This is a genomic window from Loktanella sp. R86503 (assembly GCF_042466455.1).
GTDB lineage: Bacteria > Pseudomonadota > Alphaproteobacteria > Rhodobacterales > Rhodobacteraceae > Loktanella.
Genome location: NZ_JAXHCI010000002.1, coordinates 922,664 through 943,378, shown reverse-complemented (window position 1 = coordinate 943,378; position 20,715 = coordinate 922,664). Strand labels below are relative to the sequence as shown.

Annotated in this window: 20 protein-coding genes; 11 read left to right on the top strand and 9 right to left on the bottom strand. The window is 61.7% G+C overall.

The window, feature by feature from the left end; translation table 11 throughout:
• The first annotated feature begins 50 nt into the window (after window positions 1-50).
• From ettA to SJY10_RS05565, 4 genes are all read left to right on the top strand, one after another.
• A complete protein-coding gene (gene ettA, locus SJY10_RS05580) occupies window positions 51-1,706 on the top strand; it encodes an energy-dependent translational throttle protein EttA (protein WP_386680333.1) in 1,656 nt (551 codons plus the stop codon).
• Between the two features lie 155 nt (window positions 1,707-1,861).
• Window positions 1,862-2,041, top strand: a complete 180-nt coding sequence (locus SJY10_RS05575) for a hypothetical protein (RefSeq protein ID WP_386680331.1) — start codon at window positions 1,862-1,864, stop codon at window positions 2,039-2,041.
• Window positions 2,042-2,213: 172 nt separating this feature from the next.
• Window positions 2,214-2,420: a cold-shock protein gene (locus SJY10_RS05570; RefSeq protein ID WP_072856590.1), complete on the top strand. Its 207-nt coding sequence runs from the start codon at window positions 2,214-2,216 to the stop codon at window positions 2,418-2,420.
• A gap of 235 nt (window positions 2,421-2,655) precedes the next feature.
• Window positions 2,656-2,862: a cold-shock protein gene (locus SJY10_RS05565; protein ID WP_386680328.1), complete on the top strand. Its 207-nt coding sequence runs from the start codon at window positions 2,656-2,658 to the stop codon at window positions 2,860-2,862.
• Here the strand turns inward: SJY10_RS05565 and SJY10_RS05560 are convergent.
• Window positions 2,859-3,527: an arylesterase gene (locus tag SJY10_RS05560; protein ID WP_386680326.1), complete on the bottom strand. Its 669-nt coding sequence runs from the start codon at window positions 3,525-3,527 to the stop codon at window positions 2,859-2,861. The genes SJY10_RS05565 and SJY10_RS05560 overlap by 4 nt on opposite strands.
• Between SJY10_RS05560 and SJY10_RS05555 the strand changes: the two genes are divergently transcribed.
• Entirely contained in the window at window positions 3,526-4,200 is a 675-nt protein-coding gene (locus SJY10_RS05555) for an ABC transporter ATP-binding protein (protein WP_386680324.1), read from the top strand. The two genes, SJY10_RS05560 and SJY10_RS05555, sit on opposite strands and share 2 nt — an antisense overlap.
• On the top strand, window positions 4,197-6,713 hold the full coding sequence (locus tag SJY10_RS05550) for an ABC transporter permease (RefSeq protein WP_386680322.1): 2,517 nt from the start codon (window positions 4,197-4,199) through the stop codon (window positions 6,711-6,713). The genes SJY10_RS05555 and SJY10_RS05550 overlap by 4 nt, the downstream gene beginning before the upstream one ends.
• Window positions 6,714-6,789: 76 nt before the next feature.
• On the opposite strand, the gene gltX is transcribed toward SJY10_RS05550, so the two are convergent.
• From gltX to SJY10_RS05530, 4 genes are all read right to left on the bottom strand, one after another.
• The gene (gene gltX, locus SJY10_RS05545) at window positions 6,790-8,115 is read right to left on the bottom strand and encodes a glutamate--tRNA ligase (protein WP_386680320.1); all 1,326 of its coding nucleotides are present in this window, start codon (window positions 8,113-8,115) and stop codon (window positions 6,790-6,792) included.
• 33 nt (window positions 8,116-8,148) lie between these two features.
• A complete protein-coding gene (locus SJY10_RS05540) occupies window positions 8,149-9,609 on the bottom strand; it encodes a DHA2 family efflux MFS transporter permease subunit (protein WP_386680318.1) in 1,461 nt (486 codons plus the stop codon).
• 131 nt (window positions 9,610-9,740) lie between these two features.
• Window positions 9,741-10,424 (bottom strand): DUF1236 domain-containing protein, encoded by a 684-nt coding sequence (locus SJY10_RS05535; RefSeq protein WP_386680316.1) that lies wholly within the window; start codon window positions 10,422-10,424, stop codon window positions 9,741-9,743.
• Window positions 10,425-10,652: 228 nt separating this feature from the next.
• Window positions 10,653-12,311: an NAD+ synthase gene (locus SJY10_RS05530; protein ID WP_386680315.1), complete on the bottom strand. Its 1,659-nt coding sequence runs from the start codon at window positions 12,309-12,311 to the stop codon at window positions 10,653-10,655.
• A gap of 136 nt (window positions 12,312-12,447) precedes the next feature.
• On the opposite strand from SJY10_RS05530, the gene SJY10_RS05525 reads away from it, so the two are divergent.
• Complete coding sequence (locus SJY10_RS05525) at window positions 12,448-13,929, top strand: MORN repeat-containing protein (RefSeq protein WP_386680314.1); 1,482 nt, start codon at window positions 12,448-12,450, stop codon at window positions 13,927-13,929.
• Here the strand turns inward: SJY10_RS05525 and SJY10_RS05520 are convergent.
• On the bottom strand, window positions 13,926-14,720 hold the full coding sequence (locus tag SJY10_RS05520; RefSeq protein ID WP_386680312.1) for a uracil-DNA glycosylase: 795 nt from the start codon (window positions 14,718-14,720) through the stop codon (window positions 13,926-13,928). The two genes, SJY10_RS05525 and SJY10_RS05520, sit on opposite strands and share 4 nt — an antisense overlap.
• Window positions 14,721-14,863: 143 nt before the next feature.
• Between SJY10_RS05520 and SJY10_RS05515 the strand changes: the two genes are divergently transcribed.
• The 4 genes from SJY10_RS05515 (at window position 14,864) to plsY (ending at window position 18,381) form a co-directional block, all read left to right on the top strand.
• Window positions 14,864-15,814: an aspartate carbamoyltransferase catalytic subunit gene (locus tag SJY10_RS05515; RefSeq protein ID WP_386680310.1), complete on the top strand. Its 951-nt coding sequence runs from the start codon at window positions 14,864-14,866 to the stop codon at window positions 15,812-15,814.
• Between the two features lie 61 nt (window positions 15,815-15,875).
• Window positions 15,876-16,397 carry a hypothetical protein gene (locus SJY10_RS05510; protein ID WP_386680308.1) on the top strand — a complete coding sequence of 174 codons (522 nt, stop codon included), beginning with the start codon at window positions 15,876-15,878 and terminating at the stop codon, window positions 16,395-16,397.
• Window positions 16,398-16,484: 87 nt separating this feature from the next.
• On the top strand, window positions 16,485-17,780 hold the full coding sequence (gene pyrC / locus SJY10_RS05505) for a dihydroorotase (protein ID WP_386680306.1): 1,296 nt from the start codon (window positions 16,485-16,487) through the stop codon (window positions 17,778-17,780).
• Window positions 17,773-18,381: a glycerol-3-phosphate 1-O-acyltransferase PlsY gene (gene plsY / locus SJY10_RS05500; RefSeq protein ID WP_386680304.1), complete on the top strand. Its 609-nt coding sequence runs from the start codon at window positions 17,773-17,775 to the stop codon at window positions 18,379-18,381. Before pyrC ends, plsY begins: the two co-directional genes overlap by 8 nt.
• Here plsY and SJY10_RS05495 read toward each other — a convergent pair.
• The 3 genes from SJY10_RS05495 to SJY10_RS05485 form a co-directional block, all read right to left on the bottom strand.
• Complete coding sequence (locus SJY10_RS05495; RefSeq protein WP_386680302.1) at window positions 18,378-18,620, bottom strand: hypothetical protein; 243 nt, start codon at window positions 18,618-18,620, stop codon at window positions 18,378-18,380. The two genes, plsY and SJY10_RS05495, sit on opposite strands and share 4 nt — an antisense overlap.
• A gap of 123 nt (window positions 18,621-18,743) precedes the next feature.
• On the bottom strand, window positions 18,744-20,114 hold the full coding sequence (locus SJY10_RS05490; protein WP_386680300.1) for a glutamate--cysteine ligase: 1,371 nt from the start codon (window positions 20,112-20,114) through the stop codon (window positions 18,744-18,746).
• A 60-nt stretch (window positions 20,115-20,174) separates the two neighbouring features.
• Window positions 20,175-20,693, bottom strand: a complete 519-nt coding sequence (locus SJY10_RS05485) for a hypothetical protein (RefSeq protein WP_386680298.1) — start codon at window positions 20,691-20,693, stop codon at window positions 20,175-20,177.
• Window positions 20,694-20,715: the final 22 nt, after the last annotated feature.

Here is a 20,715-nt window from a genome sequence, read left to right as displayed (position 1 = left end):
CCGGCAGACCGATAAAGAAGACAAAATTTCAGTCCGAGCGGAGCATCTTCATGGCCAGCTATCAATACGTCTATTTTATGGACGGCGTCTCCAAAACCTATCCCGGCGGCAAGAAGGTTTTTGAAAATATCCGGCTGAATTTTCTGCCAGGCGTGAAAATCGGCGTTGTCGGTGTGAACGGTACCGGCAAATCAACGCTGATGCGCATCATGGCCGGCCAGGACAAGGATTTCGCCGGTGAAGCCTGGGCCGCCGAAGGTGCCAAAGTCGGTTATCTGCCGCAGGAACCCGAACTCGACCCGAACCTGAGCGTGCGTGAAAACGTCATGTTGGGCGTGGCGGACAAAAAAGGCGTTCTTGATCGCTACAACGAACTGGCAATGAACTACAGCGACGAAACCGCTGACGAGATGGCTAAGCTACAAGACGAAATCGACGCGCAGAACCTTTGGGATCTTGATGCCCAGATCGACGTCAGCATGGAAGCCCTGCGTTGCCCGCCGGATGACGCCGATGTCAGCACCCTGTCAGGCGGTGAAAAGCGCCGCGTCGCCTTGTGCAAGTTGCTGCTTGAGGCGCCTGACATGCTGCTGCTCGACGAACCGACCAACCACCTGGATGCAGAAACCATTGCCTGGCTGCAGCAGCACCTGATCGATTACAAGGGCACGATCCTGATCGTCACCCACGACCGCTATTTCCTTGATGCCATCACCGGATGGATTCTTGAACTTGACCGCGGGTCGGGCATTCCGCACGAAGGCAACTATTCCAGCTGGCTGGAAGCGAAGGCCAAACGCCTTGAGAAGGAAGCGAAAGAAGACAAGTCCAAGCAGCGCACGCTTGAACGTGAATTGGAATGGATGCGCCAGGGGGCCAAGGCCCGTCAAGCCAAGTCAAAGGCGCGAATCAGCGCCTACAACGACTTGGCCAACCAATCTGAACGCGAAAAAATGGGCCGCGCTCAAATCATTATTCCGAACGGTCCCCGCCTTGGGTCCAAGGTGATCGAGGTGACCGACCTGAAAAAGGCCATGGGCGACAAACTGCTTGTCGAAGGTCTGTCCTTCGACCTGCCGCCCGGCGGAATCGTCGGCGTCATCGGCCCGAACGGTGCAGGTAAATCGACGCTCTTTTCCATGCTGACCGGTCAGGCGCAGCCAGACGAAGGCACCGTTGAATACGGCGACACCGTCAAGCTGTCATATGTGGATCAATCCCGCGACGCCTTGTCCCCGGAGGCAACCGTCTGGGAGGAAATCACCGGCGGAGCAGAGATCATCGAACTGGGTGATGCCTCTATGAACAGCCGCGCCTATTGTTCGGCCTTCAACTTCAAAGGCGGCGACCAGCAGAAAAAGGTGGGTCTGTTATCCGGCGGTGAACGCAACCGCGTGCACATGGCCAAGCTGTTAAAATCTGGCGGCAATGTTCTGCTGCTTGACGAACCGACAAACGATCTGGACGTTGAAACGCTGCGCGCCCTAGAGGATGCGCTGTCATCCTTTGCAGGTTGCGCCGTCGTCATCAGCCACGACCGTTTCTTCCTTGACCGGATCTGCACGCATATCCTGGCATTCGAAGGTGACGCACATGTCGAATGGTTCCAGGGCAACTTCGAAGACTACGAAGAAGACAAAAAACGCCGTCTTGGTGCCGATGCTCTGGAACCGAAGCGGATGAAGCACAAGAAGTTCGTGCGCTAACATCCTGTCTGGCCGTAGTGCGGCACCATCAGCGCCGCACTACTGCAAAACTTCGTTTCGTATTCACGCTTTATTGAACAATTTTCTTTAGGCATTGCCACATTCAGGTCTCATTCCGGTGGTACCTTTAGAAAATCAGTTGAAAGGCATGCATCATGGCGATCGGTTTACTCAGCGGACTCATCGGTTTGTTTTCGGCCCTGGCATCTTTGTTCGTACCCGGAATCTCGTTGCTGGAAACGGGCGCAATCTACGTCATTATGGTATGCGCCAGCGTCGCACTTTCAGTTGCTCTGACGCTTGTTTCGCCGCCGGCAGATTCCCGCGCCTATTGATCGGCCGCACACGTCGGCCTTGCATTTGACGCTGGCATCACGTATCGAAGTGTTGCAGACGTTATCCATCTCGACCCACTGTGTTCCTTTCTAGGCTACAGCGCTCGACATTGCACTGACTACGCCGGGCTACCGCAATTTCGTGGGTGGCATGACTAAAAGGAATAACACGATGGCTACTGGCACCGTGAAATGGTTCAACGCAACTAAAGGCTTCGGCTTCATCGCTCCCGATGGCGGCTCCAAGGACGTTTTCGTCCACATCTCCGCTGTTGAGCGTTCCGGCCTGACCGGCCTGGCCGACAACCAGAAAGTGACTTTCGACATCGAATCCGGCCGTGACGGTCGTGAATCCGCTGTGAACCTGTCGCTGGCATAAGCTGCCTCTGCAAGATTTGGGTGCGCGGAACCGCGCATCCTTCCCTTCCCCTGACGCGGGACATGCGTCACAAAACCTTCCCAAAAATTGTGTTGATTTTGGAAACGTGACGCCGATACTGGTGTTGCTGCGTTATCTCTATCGACTACGGCCCCTATCCGGCCCTGTGCATCGATCAAGCACTGACGAGCCGTACCGCTGCATTCCGCGAGCGGTGAGACAAGGGAGACATGCCATGGCAACTGGCACCGTGAAATGGTTCAACACCACCAAAGGCTACGGCTTCATCGCACCCGATGGCGGATCGAAAGACATCTTCGTCCACATCTCTGCGGTAGAGCGGTCGGGGCTGACCGGCCTCGCTGACAATCAGAAAGTCAGCTTTGATATCGAAGCCGGCCGTGACGGCCGCGAAAGCGCCGTAAACCTGTCGCTCGCCTAATCTGCAGTCAGGCTGTTCACAAATTCCAGAACAACCGGCCCCATATCAGCGACAATCAGCTTCACCCCGGCAGCGTTGGGGTGAATGCCATCTGCCTGAAGATTGGCCTGCAAATCTACAGCGCGCAGGCCCGTAAACCAATCAGCATAAAGCGGCACGTTATAGCTTTGCGCCAAAGCCTCAAACATCCCGTTAAAACTCAGGGCATAGTCGGTGCCATAATTCGTGCCCGCCCGCAGGCCGATCAGCATGGCCGGCACATTTGCTGCATCCAATTTGCTTAAAATCTGATTTAGATTGCCCTGCGATACGGCGGGGTCCAAACCGCGCAAATAATCGTTACCGCCCAGCGCCACCAGCACGCCGTCCACGTCCGGCGTCAGCGTCCAATCCACCCGAGACAAGCCCCCCGCTGTCGTATCACCCGATACACCGGCGTTCAGCAGCGTTACCTCTGCGCCCTGTTCATCCAACCAGGCCTGCATCTGCGGCACGAAACCTTCATCCTGCGGCAACCCGTAGCCCGCGGTCAGACTGTCACCCAAAGCGGCAATCGTAACAGGTGCGGCAAATGCCGCAGTTGCAAAAAGGCTGACAGTTAACCCGTTGCGAACTGCCCGTGCAGCACCATATGCAAAGGCGAACAAATCAAAGGACTTGCCCATGCCCGATTCCGTCCTGTCACTGCGCAATGTGGCGCTGTCCCTCGACGGCAATGCGGGAAAGGTTGATATCCTGCATGATATAACGCTCGACGTGGCAAGCGGTGAAACCTTGGGGTTGGTCGGGCCAAGCGGGTCTGGCAAATCGTCTCTCCTGATGCTGATGGGCGGGCTGGAACAGGCCAGCGCGGGCACGATCACCGCCATGGGCAAAGACCTGACCGCGATGAACGAAGACCAGCTGGCCCGCTTTCGCCGTTCACATATGGGGGTCGTGTTTCAATCTTTCCACCTGATCCCGACAATGACCGCACTGGAAAACGTTGCGACCCCGCTGGAACTGGCCGGCGCGCCGGATGCCTTTGACCGCGCCCGCGCCGAATTAGAGGCTGTCGGCCTCGGCGCCCGTGTCGATCACTACCCCAACCAAATGTCGGGCGGCGAACAGCAACGTGTCGCCCTTGCCCGCGCCTCTGCCCCGCGCCCGCGCATTTTGCTGGCGGACGAGCCGACGGGAAACCTAGATGAAACCAACGGCGCAGCGATTATCGACCTGCTCTTTGGCCTGCGCGACCGCCACGGTGCGACGCTGATCATGGTCACCCACGCCCGCGACCTTGCGGCGCGCTGCAGCCGCGTGATTGGCCTGCGTGACGGCCGGTTGGACGCCGCATGAGCCTGCGCCTTGCGACAACCTTTGCCCGCCGGGAACTGCGCGGCGGCCTGCGCGGATTTCGCGTCTTCCTCGCCTGCCTTGCCCTTGGCGTCGCGGCGATTGCCGCCGTGGGCACCGTCCGTTCCGGGATAGAAGCCGGCCTTGCCGAACAGGGCAGCGCCTTGCTTGGCGGCGACGCGCAGGCCACGCTGACCTATCGCTATGCGACCGCGCCAGAGCTTGCGTTCATGCAAGAGGTATCGACCACCCTGTCCGAAACCGTCGATTTCCGCTCTATGATCACCGTGGGCGATGATCGCGCCCTGACGCAGGTGCGCGCTGTCGATGATGCTTATCCCCTTGTTGGCAATGTCACGCTTGATCCGCTCATGCCCCTGCCGGACGCGCTGGCTGGGAATGGCACGTTGCCGGGCGGAGTGATGGAACGCGTTCTTGCCGACCGCCTTGGCCTGATTCCCGGCGACACATTCCGCCTGGGCACGCAGGATTTCGTTATGTCCGCGGTGCTGACCAGCTATCCCGACAATGGTGCGGGCGGCTTTTCGCTCGGGCCGCGCAGCATCGTGCTGACCAAGGATCTGGCGAACGCGGGCTTGCTCTCCGAAGGCACGCTTTTCGACACCGACTACCGCATGCTGCTGCCCGCCGGAACAGATCTGCAAGCGCTAGAGGACCGCGCCGACAGTCAATTCCGCGACACCGGAATGCGCTGGCGCGACAGCCGCGAAGGTGCGGGCGGCACCGCCCGTTTTGTGGAACGTATCGGCGCTTTCCTGATCCTTGTGGGCCTGTCGGGCCTTGCGGTTGGCGGTGTCGGCGTCAGCGCTGCCGTGCGCGCCTATTTGGGCAACAAGACTGGCACCATCGCGACCCTGAAAACGCTTGGCGCCACGCGCGGAACCATTTTTACAACCTACGCCCTGCAAATCGGCGCTCTGACTCTGCTTGGCGTCGCGATTGGCCTGATCCTTGGCGGCGGCATCCCCATCGCCCTTGCCCCGGTGATCGAGGCGCAGTTGCCTATCCCCGCCAACTTCGGCTTTGCCCCCGCACCGCTGATTGAGGCGGCGATATACGGCATCCTTGCCGCTGCGATCTTTACCCTTTGGCCACTGGCGCGGACGGAACAAATCCGTGCTGCCACGCTGTTCCGCGATGCCTTTGCTGGCGGGACTGCCCTGCCCCGCTGGCCCTATCTGGCCATCACCGCCGCGTTGATCGCGCTTCTGCTTGGCCTTGCGATCTGGTTCTCTGGTACCGCCTGGCTTACGCTTTGGACCGCTGGCGGCATCGCCGGGGCCTTGCTGATCCTTGTGCTCGCTGCGGCGCTGATCCGCTGGATTGCCCGCATCTGTCGCCGTGCGGCACGCGGCAAACCTGCGCTGCGTCTGGCGCTGGCCAGCATTGGCGCACGGGGTGGCGAATCGACCTCTGTCGTGCTGTCGCTGGGCCTTGGCCTTGCTGTGCTGGCGGCCATCGGCCAGATCGACGGCAACCTGCGCCGCGCCTTCACGGCAGAGCTGCCAGAGCGCGCGCCAAGCTACTTTTTCGTCGACATCCAACCTGACCAGATCGACGGCTACCAACAGATCCTGGCAGACACTCCCGCCGTCAGCCGCGTCGACACCGCCCCCATGCTGCGCGGTATCATCACGCGTATCAACGATCAGGACGCAGAAGAGGTCGCTGGCGGCCATTGGGTCGTGCGCGGTGATCGCGGCATTACCTATGCCGATGCCCTGCCAGAAGGCAGCACCATCAGCGCCGGCGAATGGTGGCCCGAAGGCTACGACGGAGACCCGCAAATCAGCTTTGCCGCTGAAGAGGCGGCCGAAATCGGCCTCAACCTTGGCGATACGCTCACCGTCAACGTACTTGGCCGCGACATCACCGGCACAATCACCAGCTTTCGTGAAGTGAACTGGGACAGCGCCGGCCTTGGCTTTGTGCTGACGCTCAACAGTGCAGCCCTAGCAGGTGCGCCGCACAGCTGGATTTCGACCGTCTATGCCACCCCGGAATCAGAGGCGCAGATCCTGCGCGATCTTGCTACGGCCTATCCCAACATCACGGCCATCCGTATCCGAGATGCCATCGACCGCGTCGCCACCCTGATCGAAGGCGTCACCGCCGCCACCCGCTATGGCGCGCTGGCGACCCTTGTGACTGGTTTCCTTGTTCTGATCGGGGCTGCCGCCGCGGGCGAGCGTGCCCGTACCTTCGAGGCGGCTGTGCTAAAAACCCTTGGCGCGACCCGCGCCACCATCGTGGCCAGCTTTGCTCTACGCGCCGCGCTTTTAGGCTTTGCCGCAGGCACCGTTGCTTTGGTTGCAGGCATCCTTGGCGGCTGGGCGGTGCAAACCTTTATCATGGAAGGCGACTATCAAATCATCTGGGCCAATGCATTATGGATCATCGGCGGTGGTGTTCTTGTATCGCTGCTGGCTGGCCTTGCCTTTGCGATCCGCCCGCTGCAGGCCGCCCCGGCGCAAGTTCTGCGTTCGCGCGACTAACCAAGGCTTGGCACCCGACAAAAAAGGCGCAGGTGGATCACCACCTGCGCCTTTTTGTCTTCTCAGGCCTGCTTACTTACAGCGACGGCTTCTTTTGCAACAGCGGCATCACCTGTGCCATTTCCGGCCCCCGGGCCTGCCCTGTTACTGCGAGACGCAGCGGCATGAACAGACCCTTGCCCTTGCGGCCGGTCGCCTCTTTGACAGCATTAGTCCATTCGCCCCAGGTCGCATCCGTGTAGGGCGGCTCGCCCAACAAATCAAAAGCCTGCACGACCATGTCGCGATCTTCGTCCGCGACAACCGCCTGCCCGCCATCGCGGAACAGGGCCCACCAGGGTCCAAGATCGTCCAGCTTGGCGATGTTTTCCTTCACCACGGCCCAGAACGCGGGCTGAAGGTCAGCGGGCACCCCAGCGGCATCCAGCTCGGTTTTGACCGCAGCGGAGTCCAACGTGGCATAGTGGCGCGCCGTCAGCGGCCACAGGTCCTCAAAATCGAACTTGGTTGGCGCAGATCCGAAGGTGCTAATGTCGAAACCGTCGATGACCTGCTGGATACCATCCACCAACACGACAGGCTGGGACGACCCAAGGCGCGCCATCAACGACAAAACCGCCTCTGCCGCGATACCCTGCGCGCGCAGATCGCGCAGCGCCAGCGTGCCAAGACGCTTTGACAGCGCCTCGCCTTGCGGGCCGGTCAACAGGGAATGGTGCGCAAAGCGCGGCACAGTGCCACCCAGCGCCTTCATGATCTGGATCTGCGTGGCGGTGTTGGTGACGTGGTCGGACCCGCGGACAATATCCGTGATTTTCATGTCCACGTCATCGACGGGGGACGCAAAGGTATACAGGATCTGGCCGGTTTCCTTGATCAGCACCGGATCGCTGACCGACGCGCAGTCGATGCTGATCGGCCCCATGATCCCGTCGTCCCATTCGACCCGTTCCAGGTCCAGCTTGAACCGCCAGTGAGACTTGCGCCCCTCGTCGCGGTAGGCTTGCTTTTGCGCATCGGTCAGCGACAGCGCGGCGCGGTCATAGACCGGCGGCCTGCCCATGTTCAGCTGCTTTTTGCGCTTCAAATCCAGTTCGACCGGCGTTTCAAAGCATTCGTACAAACGCCCCGCGTCCAGCAGTTGCTGGCGCGCCTCGTCATAGCGGGCAAGGCGGTCGGACTGCTTTTGCACATAGTCCCAGGTGATCCCCAGCCAGGTCAGCACATCGCGGATGCCCTGCTCGTACTCTGGTTTGGACCGTTCTTGATCGGTGTCGTCGATCCGCAAAATGAAGGTGCCGCCGTTCTGGCGGGCGATGGCATAGTTGAACATCGCAGCGCGCAGGTTGCCGATGTGCATCCAGCCGGTGGGCGACGGGGCGAAACGAGTGATCGTGGTCATGGGGCGGCGTCCTTTATCTTTGCCCCTGCTCTGTCATGCCGCCTGCGGTTTGTCCAGTTTTGCGGGCCGCGGTGCCGGCAGACGCCACACCAAAAGCGCCAGAGTGATGAAGGAGGTCGTCGAAAAGATCAGCGCCAGTTGCAGCGCGTCCGAATAGACCGCGACCTTTTCCTCCCCTGCCTGAAGTCCGCTGGCGATATGAGCAAAAAAGATCTGTCCCATGACCGCAAGCCCCAAGGCCCCGCCAAGCTGCTGGAACGACTGCAACGCACCAGAGGCAGAGCCGGTATCCGCCTCGTCCACCTGCCCCAGCACCGTGTTGAACAGTGGCGATATGGCTGTACCCAGCCCCAGCCCGCCCATGAACAACGGGATCATGAATGCGCTGCGGCTGATTTCCCCCGCTTCTTGCGGGGTAATAAACGGCAGCAAGATCATGCAGCTGGCCAGCAATGCGCCGCCCGTGCTGATCCGAGGCCGCAAAAAGCGGTTTCCCATCCGCCCTGCGGCGACAGAGGCGGCCAGAACGCCGATGGAAAACGGAATTGTCGTCAGGCCGGACTGCAGCGGCGTAAAGCCGTTTCCGATTTGCAGCAGGATCGCCAGCACAAGGAAAAACCCGGGGATGCCTGAAAACAGCAGCATGATGATGCCGGTGCCGACCATGAAATTACGATTGCGAAACAAGGCAACCGGCAGCAGCTGCGCCTGCCCCAACTTGGCGCGCCGGCGCTGCCACCAGACAAAGATCCACAGCATCGGCAGGGCAGCAACCATCATCGCGAAAATCCACAGCGGCCAGCCGACCTGACGCCCTTCGATCAGGGGAAACATCACCAGAAGCGTCGTAATCGCTGCAAGGATAATGCCGATAAAATCGACCTCCAGCCCCTTGTTGCCCGGCAGATTGGGCACGAACTGAAGCGCGCCGATAATCGCGATAATGCCGACCGGCACGTTGACCAGAAAGATCGGCCGCCAATCAAGCCCCTGAATATCAGCGCCAATCAGGAACCCGCCCAGCACCGGACCTGTCACACTGGCAAGACCTGCTGACAGCCCGAACAGCGCGAAAGCCAGCCCGCGTTCCTTTGGCGCAAAAAGCGCGGGCACAATAGCCAGCGTCTGCGGCGTCATCATCGCGCCGCCAATCCCCTGCACGACCCGCGCGGCCACCAGCGTGTTGATCGAAGGTGCCAGCCCGCACAGCGCAGAACCAAAGGTAAACACGCACACACCCGCGATAAACATCCGCCTCCGCCCCAGGCGGTCACCTAGCCGCCCCATCGGCAGCAAAAGCAGCGCAAAGGTCAGGATATAGATCGCAACGACCCATTCGATCTGACTATCCGTTGCCGCAAAGGCATCCTGTAGTGATGGGATCGCGACATTGACGATGGTCACGTCTATCAGGTTCATGAACCCCGCAACCAGCAGCGCCGCCATGGCAATCCAGCGACGGGCCAGCGGGGTATCATCATTTGTGGCGTTCATCTTGAGTTCCTGATCAGTGACAAGCTCGATCTAGCCCCGCGTCACCCAATGTCCAAACATGCTACTGTGCTTGACGAAAAAGGGCCCCGCACGGTCATGCGGGGCCCGGACCTGACGTCAGGTGGCAGCTATCAACGAATGATCTGAACGATTGCGCCGGTTTCGGCGTCAATCAGAACTGGCAGATTGTTAACGTTCAGATAACGGTATTCCGGCTGTGGCACCTCATAGGTTTCAATCTCGGCCGGTACCACCGCGCCGACGACCACCTCGCCATCAAGGTAGACCGTATCGACGGGGTTGGCCTGAACAAAGGTCAGGGTATCAGGTGTGGGTTCCACCGCCGCGGCCCCCACGGCCGTCCCTGCGATACCGCCTGCCACAATCGCGCCCACGGGTCCGCCCAGCGCAACAGCCGTCAATGCACCCACGGTGCCGGTTGCGACCGCTGCACCGTTCTGGTCACCCTGCGATACGCCTTCTTCAGTCTGGGTGATGATCACCAGCTCTTCGGGATTGCCAGCCATGTCGATCAGCGGCACGGCGTTGGCGTTTTCCTCAACATACAGATACTGTCCAGAAGCCCAACCCGAAGCATCCGCGGCCGTCACCTTGCACCAGCTGACATCTTCCAGGCAGCCGTCAACCGTGACCTCTTCATTCACCGCAAGCACGCCGGTGACGGGCGCTGCGATTGTCGGCTCTGTGCGCACTGTCAGTTCTGCACCTGCCTTGGCAGAGGTGGTCTGCGCAAAGGCGGGTGCAGCCGCAGTCAGTGCAAGGGCAGAGGCAATGCTAAATGTCGTCAGTTTCATCTTGGTCATCCTTCATGCCGCCCCGCCGCACCGGTTGTCGGTGCTGCTGAATAAAGCGGCGTTCTGATGATGAAATGCCGGGCGGCTGACAATCGTTCCGCACCTGCCAGACACACTGGCAAAGAATTGCCCAGCCGCCCCACGGGTTTCGGCAATGATCGCAAACCTTTGACGCCGCCCCTTGTCACCAAGCGGCGGCGCATCAAGCCGCTGGCTGGGCGGCAGAGCCTACCCGTTATCGCGCCAGCGGTTCACGATGGGATAGCGGCGATCCAACCAGAACGCCCGCCGCGACAACCGCGTGCCGGGGGCGGACTGAAAGCGTTTGTATTCGCTGATATAAACCAGATGTTCGACCTTCTTGACCGTCGCCCGGTCATAGCCCGCAGCCACACAGTCCGCGACGCTGGCTTCGTCATCCACCAGCATCGTCAGGATGCCATCAAGGATGTCATAGGGCGGCAGACTGTCATCATCGCGCTGATCCGGCCGCAGCTCTGCACTGGGCGGCTTGTCGATGATACTGACGGGGATCATTTCCCCTGCGGGGGCCTTCATCCACGGACGGTGGTTGGCATTGCGCCAGCGGCAAATGTCGAACACCCGCGTTTTATAAAGATCCTTGATCGGGTTATAACCGCCCGCCATATCACCGTAAATCGTGGCATAGCCCACTGCGACCTCGGACTTATTGCCAGTGGTTAGCAGCATCTCGCCGAACTTGTTCGACTGCGCCATCAGCAGCAGCCCGCGCATCCGGCTTTGGATGTTTTCTTCGGTCAGATCAGGCGCAAGACCGTCGAACAGCGGGGCCAAAGTGTCGCTTACCGCGTCAACCGGCCCCGATATCGGCACCGTGTCGAATTTGCAGCCCAGCGCGTCCACGACTCCCTGCGCATCATCCAAAGACGCTTGAGAGGTGTATTTGCTAGGCAGCATCACGCCGCGCACGTTGTCCGGCCCCAGCGCGTCAGCTGCAATCACAGCAACGATCGCACTGTCGATCCCGCCGGACAGACCCAGCAGCACCTTTTTGAAACCGGTCTTGCCGCAATAATCGCGCAGGGTTTCGACCATCGCGCGGTAATCCTGCTCCAGACTATCCGGGTGATGCGCTTTCGCCCCCTCTGCCGCGACCCATATGCCGCCCTCGCTGATCAGATCGACATGGGCAATCGCCTCTTGCATGATCGGCATCTGCAGCGCCAGCTTGCCGCCCCGGTTCAACACGAACGATCCGCCATCGAACATCTGGTCATCCTGTCCGCCGACCATATTTACATAGATCAGCGGCACGTCGTTTTCGATCACGCGGGCGACCATATTGTTCAGACGGATGTTGAACTTGTTCCGGAAATAGGGGCTGCCGTTGGGAACAAGCAGCACCTCTGCCCCGCTTTCGACCTGCGCCTCTGCCACATCTGGATACCAAGCATCCTCGCAAATCGGCGTGCCGATGCGGGGGCCTTGCGTGGCAAAGGGGCCGTGAATTGCACCCCGGCTGAACAGGCGTACTTCGTCAAAGACGTTGTAGTTGGGCAGAAAAAACTTGTCCGCCCGCCCTGCGATCCTGCCGCTTTGCAGCATGTAATAGCAGTTGTGCAGCTTTACGCCCTCGACCGCCGGCCCGCCGATCATCAGGATCGGACCGTCGGCACAATCCGCCGCCAGTTTTTCGATCGCCGCGACGGCGTCCAGAATGAATGCATCACGCCGCACCAGATCCTGCGTCTGATACCCCGTGATGAACATTTCCGGCAGGGCCACCATCTGCGCCCCCGCATCACGCCCCTGCCGCCAAGCATCCATCGCCTTTGCGGCATTGCCTGCAAGGTCCCCAACGGTTGGGTTCAGCTGCGCCAGGGTGATGCGGTAGGTGTCGGTCATGGGCATTATCTCCGGGTTTGGATTGCAAATAGCAGATATCCGCCCAAGGGAAACCCGCCGCCGCCACCCTTGCCCCGTTGCCTGTGGCAAAGAGTTTCTTTACCCTCCGGTTCTGAGGCAATGATCAGGACTTCCCATGACGCGTTTTGCAACGGCAGCACTCTTGGCAATGACCCTTGCCGGGGCAGCGACGGCACAGACCGTGGAAACCAAGCAATATGACGACGGCGGCGTGTATGAAGGCGCATTCCTGAACGGCAAACAGCACGGTCAGGGGACCTACACCCTGCCCAATGGCTACAGCTATACCGGCAACTGGGCGCAGGGCGAAATCACCGGCACCGGCAAGGCGACCTTCCCCAATGGGTCAGTCTACGAAGGCACATTTGCCGCAGGCAAACCCGATGGCACCGGCAAGATCACCTTTGCCGACGGCGGCACCTTCGAAGGCGACTGGCTTGAGGGGAACATCACCGGCCGCGGCATCGCCCGCTACGCCAATGGCGTGGTCTATGAAGGCGAATTCCGCAACGCCATGCACCACGGCACCGGCACCATGCGCAGCCCCGACGGCTATGAATACACCGGCCCCTGGATCAACGGCGTCAAGGAAGGCACTGGCCGCGTCACCTATCCCGACGGCGCGATCTACGAAGGCGCGCTGAAAGCCGGCGAACGCGACGGCACAGGCACCCTGACGATGAAAGACGGCCTGATTTACGAAGGCACCTGGGTCGACGGTCAAATCCAGGGCACCGGCAAACTGGTCCAGCCCAACGGCGACATCTACGAAGGCGACCTTGTTGCCGGCAAACGCGATGGCACAGGCAAGGTCACCTATGCCAACGGCGACATCTACGAGGGCGGCTTTTCCAACGACAGCCGCAATGGCAAGGGGACCTTTACCGGCACCGATGGCTATCGTTACAGCGGCGACTGGAAAGACGGCCAGATCGACGGCACAGGCGAAGTCACCTATCCCGATGGTGCGATCTATGTCGGTGAATTCACCGCCGATCTGGCGAATGGCAAGGGCAAGATCACCTACGCCGACGGCTCGACCTATGACGGCGGCTGGACCAATGGCGTCATCGACGGACGCGGTGTTGCGACCTATGCCAATGGCCTTGTCTATGACGGCGACTTCGTAAACGCCAAGAACGAAGGGCAAGGCACCATGACCTACCCCGACGGCTACACCTATGCAGGCGGCTGGTCGGACGGTCAACGTAACGGCATGGGGACAGCGACCTATGCCGACGGCACTGTCTACGAAGGCGAATTTCTGAACGGCCAGCGCCACGGTACCGGCACAATCACCCTGCCCGACGGTTTTGTCTATGCCGGCTCATGGCAGGACGGCGAAATCAGCGGCAAAGGAGTTGCGACCTACGCCAACGGCGACGTGTACGAGGGCGCATTCGTCCGCGGCCGCCGCGAAGGCCCCGGTACCATGCGCTACGCCTCCGGAACTGAAACCACAGGGGAATGGGCTGACGGTGCCTTACTGACACCCGCCCCCGAAGCAGCGCCTGCGCCAACAGCCGACGCTCCCGTCAACGGCGACGCCCCCGTCAACGTGGACACGGCCCCGGCGGATCCGGAACCGGCAAACTAGCCCCGCAACCGCGCCTTCAGCGCTAGCAGGTCGGCCCAAGCCTCGCGCTTGGCCGCCGGCTGGCCCAGCAGCATGTCCGGAGCGAACATCGGCAGCGCGGGGCGGCCCATCACCTCGGCCCACTGACCGCGCATCCGCGTAATTCCGGCGCGCCCCAGCAAGGCCTGACAGGCCGCATTGCCCATACAGACGATAACATCCGGCTGCACCAGCGCGATATGCCGCTGGACAAACGGCAGCATCATGGCCAGATCATCCGCCAGCGGCATGCCTGCCCCCGCCGTGCGCCAGGGCATCACATGCATGACATAGGCAGCGCGCGCCTCATTCTCGGACGTCCGGTCCAGCCCGATCGCCCCCAGCATCCGGTCCAGCAACGCGCCCTGCGCCCCGACAAAGGGCCGCCCGGCAAGATCCTCTGCCCGGCCCGGCGCATCGCCAATTACCATGACCCGCGCCGCCATGTGCCGCTCGGCCCCGACAAAGTTGCGCGCACCGCGCTTGAGCGCGCACAGCTCGAACCCTGCCTGCGCCGCCTCCAGTGCTGCCAGATCCGCCGCCGCCTCGGCCGCCTCGTACGCCAGCGCCACGGCATCGAATTTTTCCGGCACCGGGATCGGCGGTGGCGGCGGCCGCGTACCGGGTGCCTGCTTCACCGTCGCAGCCTTTGCCGGGACAGCCTCCAGCGCATAGCGGTCCACGGGCACATCGCCGATCGCCTCATCCGCGCCCAAGGCCACCTGCCAGTCGAGCAAGGCGACCTCGTCCCAATATGTCTCACTTGATTCCATACCGCCCACTCTACCCCAGCCGGGGGCGGAACGCAGTCCCCTTCTTCTGGTTACAAATATCCCGGGGGGACGGCGCAGCCGGGGGGGCTGGCCCCCCATCCCGCACCCGCCTATAACCATCGCCATCAAGAAGGAGAGCCATCATGTCATTCCGCGCACGCCACCTGCTGGGCATCGAACATCTGGCCCCGGACGAAATCACGACCCTGATCGATCTGGCCGATACCTACGCCACCGACAACCGCGCCGGCAAAACCCACCGCGACGTGCTGGCGGACATGACCCAGATCAACATGTTCTTCGAAAACTCCACCCGTACCCAGGCCAGTTTTGAACTCGCTGGCAAAAAGCTGGGCGCGGATGTGATGAACATGGCAATGCAGTCCAGCAGCGTCAAAAAGGGCGAAACCCTGATCGACACGGCCCTGACCCTGAACGCCATGCACCCCGACCTGCTGGTTGTGCGCCATCCCTCCTCTGGCGCGGTCGATCTGTTGGCGCAAAAGGTGAACGGCGCGGTATTGAATGCGGGCGACGGCCGCCACGAACACCCCACGCAGGCGCTGCTTGACGGCCTTACCATCCGCCGCGCCAAAGGGCGCCTGCACCGCCTGTCCATCGCGATCTGCGGCGACATCGCCCATTCCCGCGTCGCCCGGTCCAACATCATGCTGCTTGGCAAAATGGAAAACCGCGTCCGCCTGATCGCCCCGCCGACCCTGATGCCCGCCGGCATCGGTGAATTCGGGGTCGAGGTATTCGATGATATGGAAAAGGGTCTGCAGGACGTTGACGTCGTGATGATGCTTCGCCTGCAAAAAGAACGCATGGACGGCGGCTTTATCCCCTCGGAGCGGGAATATTTCCACCGCTACGGCCTTGATGCGGACAAGCTAGCCTTGGCCAAACCCGACGCCATCGTCATGCACCCCGGCCCGATGAACCGCGGCGTTGAAATCGACGGCACCATCGCTGACGACATCAACCGCTCTGTCATTCAGACACAGGTGGAAATGGGCGTTGCAGTCCGTATGGCGGCGATGGACCTGCTGGCCCGCAACCTGCGCGCCGCCCGCGCAGAAGCCGCCGCCTGAACCGGGAACCAGCCGCGCCCCTGCGCTGTTGGCCCCTTGCACGATCAACGGAGCTTGCTGCATGACCCTGACCATCCCTGCCAATGACCACGGCCTGATCCGCGTCTTCAAGATCACAGGCCCCCTGCCCGAAGGCCTCTCTGATCGCACGCCGGATGCGATTTTGGCGCTTTTCGGCACCGATGCCCTTGATCCAACCTACATCGACGTCGTCGATACCCGCGATTTGTCCGGCCTGACCCTGATTGATTACCTGAACCAGGGCTATGACATCCCGCAAGAAGCGACTGTCGATCCGGCCCTGCGCGATCTGCGGGGCATCGCCGTCCTGATCATGTCCCGCGCCAGCGCAGGCCGCGATGTGACCCTGAACCTTGCGCCGCAGGTGGCGCATGTCACGACAACGGGCGCGCCTGCCCGCCTGGCGGCACCGGCCGCACCGCTGACATCAGACGCCGCGACCGGCACTGTGACAGGCGGCAAGGCACCGCCCAGCAATGCCGCCATGTCAGGCCGCGTCGCCACCATCGCACTGCTGGTCCTTTTTGCCCTTGTCGCCCTGATGATCTGGATTGCAAGCTAACCATAGTCTGCAAAACATGCGGCAAAGATTGACCCTGCCGCCTGCGCTCCCTACACCTTGCCGGACCGCCGCAAGACGCAGGATCGCATGACAACCCTTCATTTTACCAACGCCCGCCTGATCGATCCGGTCGCCTTGACCGATGATACCGGCAGCCTGACCGTGCAGGACGGCCTGATCACGGCCCTGAGCGCCGATGCCCCAGCGGGGGCCACCGTGGTCGATTGCGGCGGCGCATGCCTCGCCCCCGGTATCATCGACATCGGCGTCAAGGTGTCCGAGCCGGGCGAGCGGCACAAGGAATCCTTCCGCTCTGCCGGCCGTGCCGCGGCCGCGGGCGGCGTTACCACCATCGTCACCCGCCCCGACACCACCCCTGCCATCGACACACCAGAGGCGCTGGAATTCGTCCGCCGCCGGGCCGAGGTCGAAGCCTGCGTCAACGTCCTGCCCATGGCGACCCTGACCAAAGGCCGCGAAGGCCGAGAGATGACCGAAATCGGCTTTCTGCTCGACGCTGGCGCCGTCGCTTTTACCGATGGCGATCACGTCGTCACCGATACCAAAGTCCTCTCCCGCGCCCTGACCTATGCCCGCAGCCTTGGCGCATTGGTCATCGGCCACCCGCAGGATCCCGGCCTGTCAGCCGGTGCCTGCGTCACAAGCGGCAAATTCGCATCGCTGCGCGGGTTGCCCGCCGTGTCGCCCATGGCGGAACGCATGGGCCTCGACCGGGATATCGCTCTGCTGGAAATGACCGGCGCACGCTATCATGCCGACCAAATCACCACCGCCCGCGCCTTGCCGGCGCTGGAACGGGCAAAACGCAACGGCCTGAACATCACGGCAGGTGTCAGCATCCATCACCTCACACTGAACGACATGGACGTCGCTGATTACCGGACCTTCTTCAAACTGACCCCTCCACTGCGGTCAGAGGATGACCGCCAGGCCGTGATCAACGCGCTGGCCGACGGGCTGATCGACGTTGTCTGTTCCATGCACACTCCGCAGGACGAAGAATCCAAACGCTTGCCCTTCGAACACGCCGCCGCAGGCGCCGTCGGATTGCAAACACTGCTGCCCGCGGCGCTGCGGCTGGTGCACGCAGGCCAGATTAGCCTGCCACGCCTGTTCCGCGCCCTGACGCTTAACCCCGCACGCTTGCTAGACCTGCCAGCCGGCCGCCTGGCTCCCGGCGCGCCAGCCGATCTGGTGCTCTTCGACCCTGATGCACCCTTTGTGCTCGACCGTGCCACACTTCTGTCCAAGTCCAAGAATACGCCCTTTGACGGCGCCCGCCTCCAAGGGCGCGTGATTGGAACCTGGGTCAAGGGCAACCGCATCGCCCCCCCCCACAGTGAAAGAGGCGCCGATGCCTGATATGTCGTCACCCGTTCCCGTTCTGCTGCTATGGGGGGCCATCGGCTACCTTCTCGGCTCTATTCCGACAGGCGTTATACTTGCCCGCGTCATGGGTCTTGGTGACCTGCGCACAATCGGTTCCGGCAATATCGGCGCCACAAATGTGCTGCGCACCGGCAACAAACGCGCAGCGGCACTGACGCTGCTGGGGGACGCACTCAAAGGGGCCATCGCCGTGTTGCTGGCCAGCGCCCTTGCTCCTTACGATGCCGTCCAACTGGCCGCGCTGGCCGCGCTTATCGGCCACTGCTTTCCTGTCTGGCTCGGCTTTCGCGGCGGCAAAGGTGTGGCCACATTCCTTGGCATCATGCTTGCGCTGGTGCCACTGGCAGGCCTGATCGCCTGCGCCATCTGGGGATTGACCGCAAAGTTCGGCAAAATCTCTTCCCTTGCAGCGCTCCTTGCTGCAGGCTGGACGCCCATCGTGCTGGTGCTGATTGGCCGGGGTGATCTTTTCGCCCTCGCCAGCGTGCTTGCGATCCTGATCTACCTGCGCCACTGGGCAAATATTGGCCGGCTTCGCAACGGGACAGAGCCGCGGATCGGCGCCAAAAGCTAAATAATCCTGCGCCCGCGCCACAACAGACGCAGCGCAGCCCCCAACAGCCACAGCGGCCAGCCCAGCACCATGCGCAGGCTGACCAGCCGCAACACAATCGCAAACGGCAACACCACAGCCAGCCCGGCCAAGGCACCCAGCACAAAGGCACCGCCCGCCTTTATCGGCAGCCCCAGCGCCAGCGGGCCAGCAATCAAGGCGACCGGTGCAATCCGCTTGAACAAAAATCCTGCAATCATCCCGCCACTTTCACCCCAATTGCGGCAAAATAAAGGCGCGCCCGAACCCGCACGCCCCTTCTTCTTCTGGTCAAAAATATCCCGGGGGAGGCGCAGCCGGGGGCAGAGCCCCCAGCCAACCGCTCAATAGGAATATTCCGGATAGATCTTGCTCAAATCACCGCCCCACTCACCGTGGTACTTGGCAAGCAGCTCGTCCGCAGGCACCTGGCCCGTCTCGACACTTTCCTGCAGCGCATTCAGGAAATGCGTCTCGTCCGCAACCAGACCGCCCGCGCCGGGCCTGGCCCGGGCTTTCAATCCGCCGTGGGCAATATCTACGCAAGCCTTCGCCAACTGGTGCATATCAATGCCGTCCACCTTGGCCTGCAATCCGTCAACGCTTGACGCCACCAGCAGCGCTTGCCGCTGCTCTGCGGTCCAGTCCTTGCACAGGTCCCATGCCGCATCCAGCGCACCTTGATCATAGGTCAGACCCACCCAGAACGCCGGCAGCGCACAAAGCCGCCGCCAGGGGCCGCCATCGGCACCGCGCATCTCGATGAACTGCTTGATCCGCGCCTCAGGAAAGACCGTCGTCAGATGGTCAGCCCAATCGCTCAGCAACGGCTTCTCGCCTGGCAGGGCCGGCAGCTCGCCCTTCAGAAAATCGCGGAACGACTGGCCTAGCGCGTCGATATACTTACCGTCGCGGTAAACGAAATACATCGGCACATCGAGAACCCAGTCGACCCAGCGCTCGAACCCCATACCGTCCTCGAATACCCAAGGCAGCATGCCGGTGCGCGAATCGTCCAGCCCCCGCCAGACGCGCGACCGCCAGGATTTGTGCCCGTTCGGCTTGCCGTCAAAGAAGGGCGAATTTGCAAATAGCGCCGTCGCGACAGGCTGCAGGGCAATCGCCACCCGCAGCTTCTGAACCATGTCCGCCTCGGATGAAAAATCAAGGTTCACCTGTACCGTGCAGGTCCGCCGCATCATCTGCGTGCCATGGGTGCCAACGGTGCCCATGTAGGCGTCCATCAGCTTGTATCGCCCTTTGGGCATCAGCGGCATATCGTCGTGGGACCATTCCGGCGCGGCACCCAGACCGATAAAGCCTGCGCCCATCTCGTCGGCGATTTCCTTCACCTGCGCCAGATGCAGGTTCACCTCGTCGCAGGTCTGGTGGATCGTCTCCAGCGGTGCGCCCGACAGTTCCAGCTGCCCCCCCGGCTCGAGCGACACATTCGCGCCGTCCTTGGTTAGGCCGATGATCTTGCCGCCTTCTTCAACGCGGTCCCAACCGAATCGCTGCTCCAGCCCTTCCAGCATCGCCTTGATGCCGACTTCGCCCTCATAGGGCAGCGGCATGTTGGTCGCTTTGATATAGCCGAATTTCTCGTGCTCTGTGCCAATCCGCCACTGATCCTTGGGCTTGCAGCCCTTGGACAGCATTTCTGCCAGCTGGTCGTGGCTTTCGATGGGGCCGCCACCGGATTGAGGAATGGACATAAGGGCAGCCTTTTTATCGTGCGCGTTTCACAGACTATCTGGCGTGACCCACCCCACGCGTCAATGCAAGAGCGTACGTTCCTTTTCCCACACTGTGACCCGCGCACCCGGTGTGCGTTCCAGCACAGCCAGAACAGCGCCGCTGCGAATGCCGGGCAAGGCGGCGAAAACATCGAACAGGGTTTCCGCCCCTTCCGCATTCACTGGAATGGCCAGCGCCTGGCCGCCCACCCCCGTCAGCACCCAGTGCGGGCTTGGCAGGGCGGCAGGTTCCAGTTCCAGCCGGGTCAGATCGGTAACATCCATCGCGCCGCCGGTCAGCGGTCCCATATAGACCAGGCGCCGTTCGTCCATCATGACAATCCCCGGCCCCTGCCCGTCCTGGCGAAACCGCGCCCGCTGCACGCCTGCCGCCCCGATCGCCGCCGCCAGCACAACCAGTGTCACGCCAATCCATTTCACAACGCCAAAGCTGCCCAGCGCCCACCATAGGCCCAAAACGGCCAAGGCCCCTGCAAACAAGACCTCTCGCCAGCGCCACAAGGTCGCTCGCGCCTGCGGCCTCAGGAATTCAGCCATGCGCCTGCCCTTTCTGTTTTAC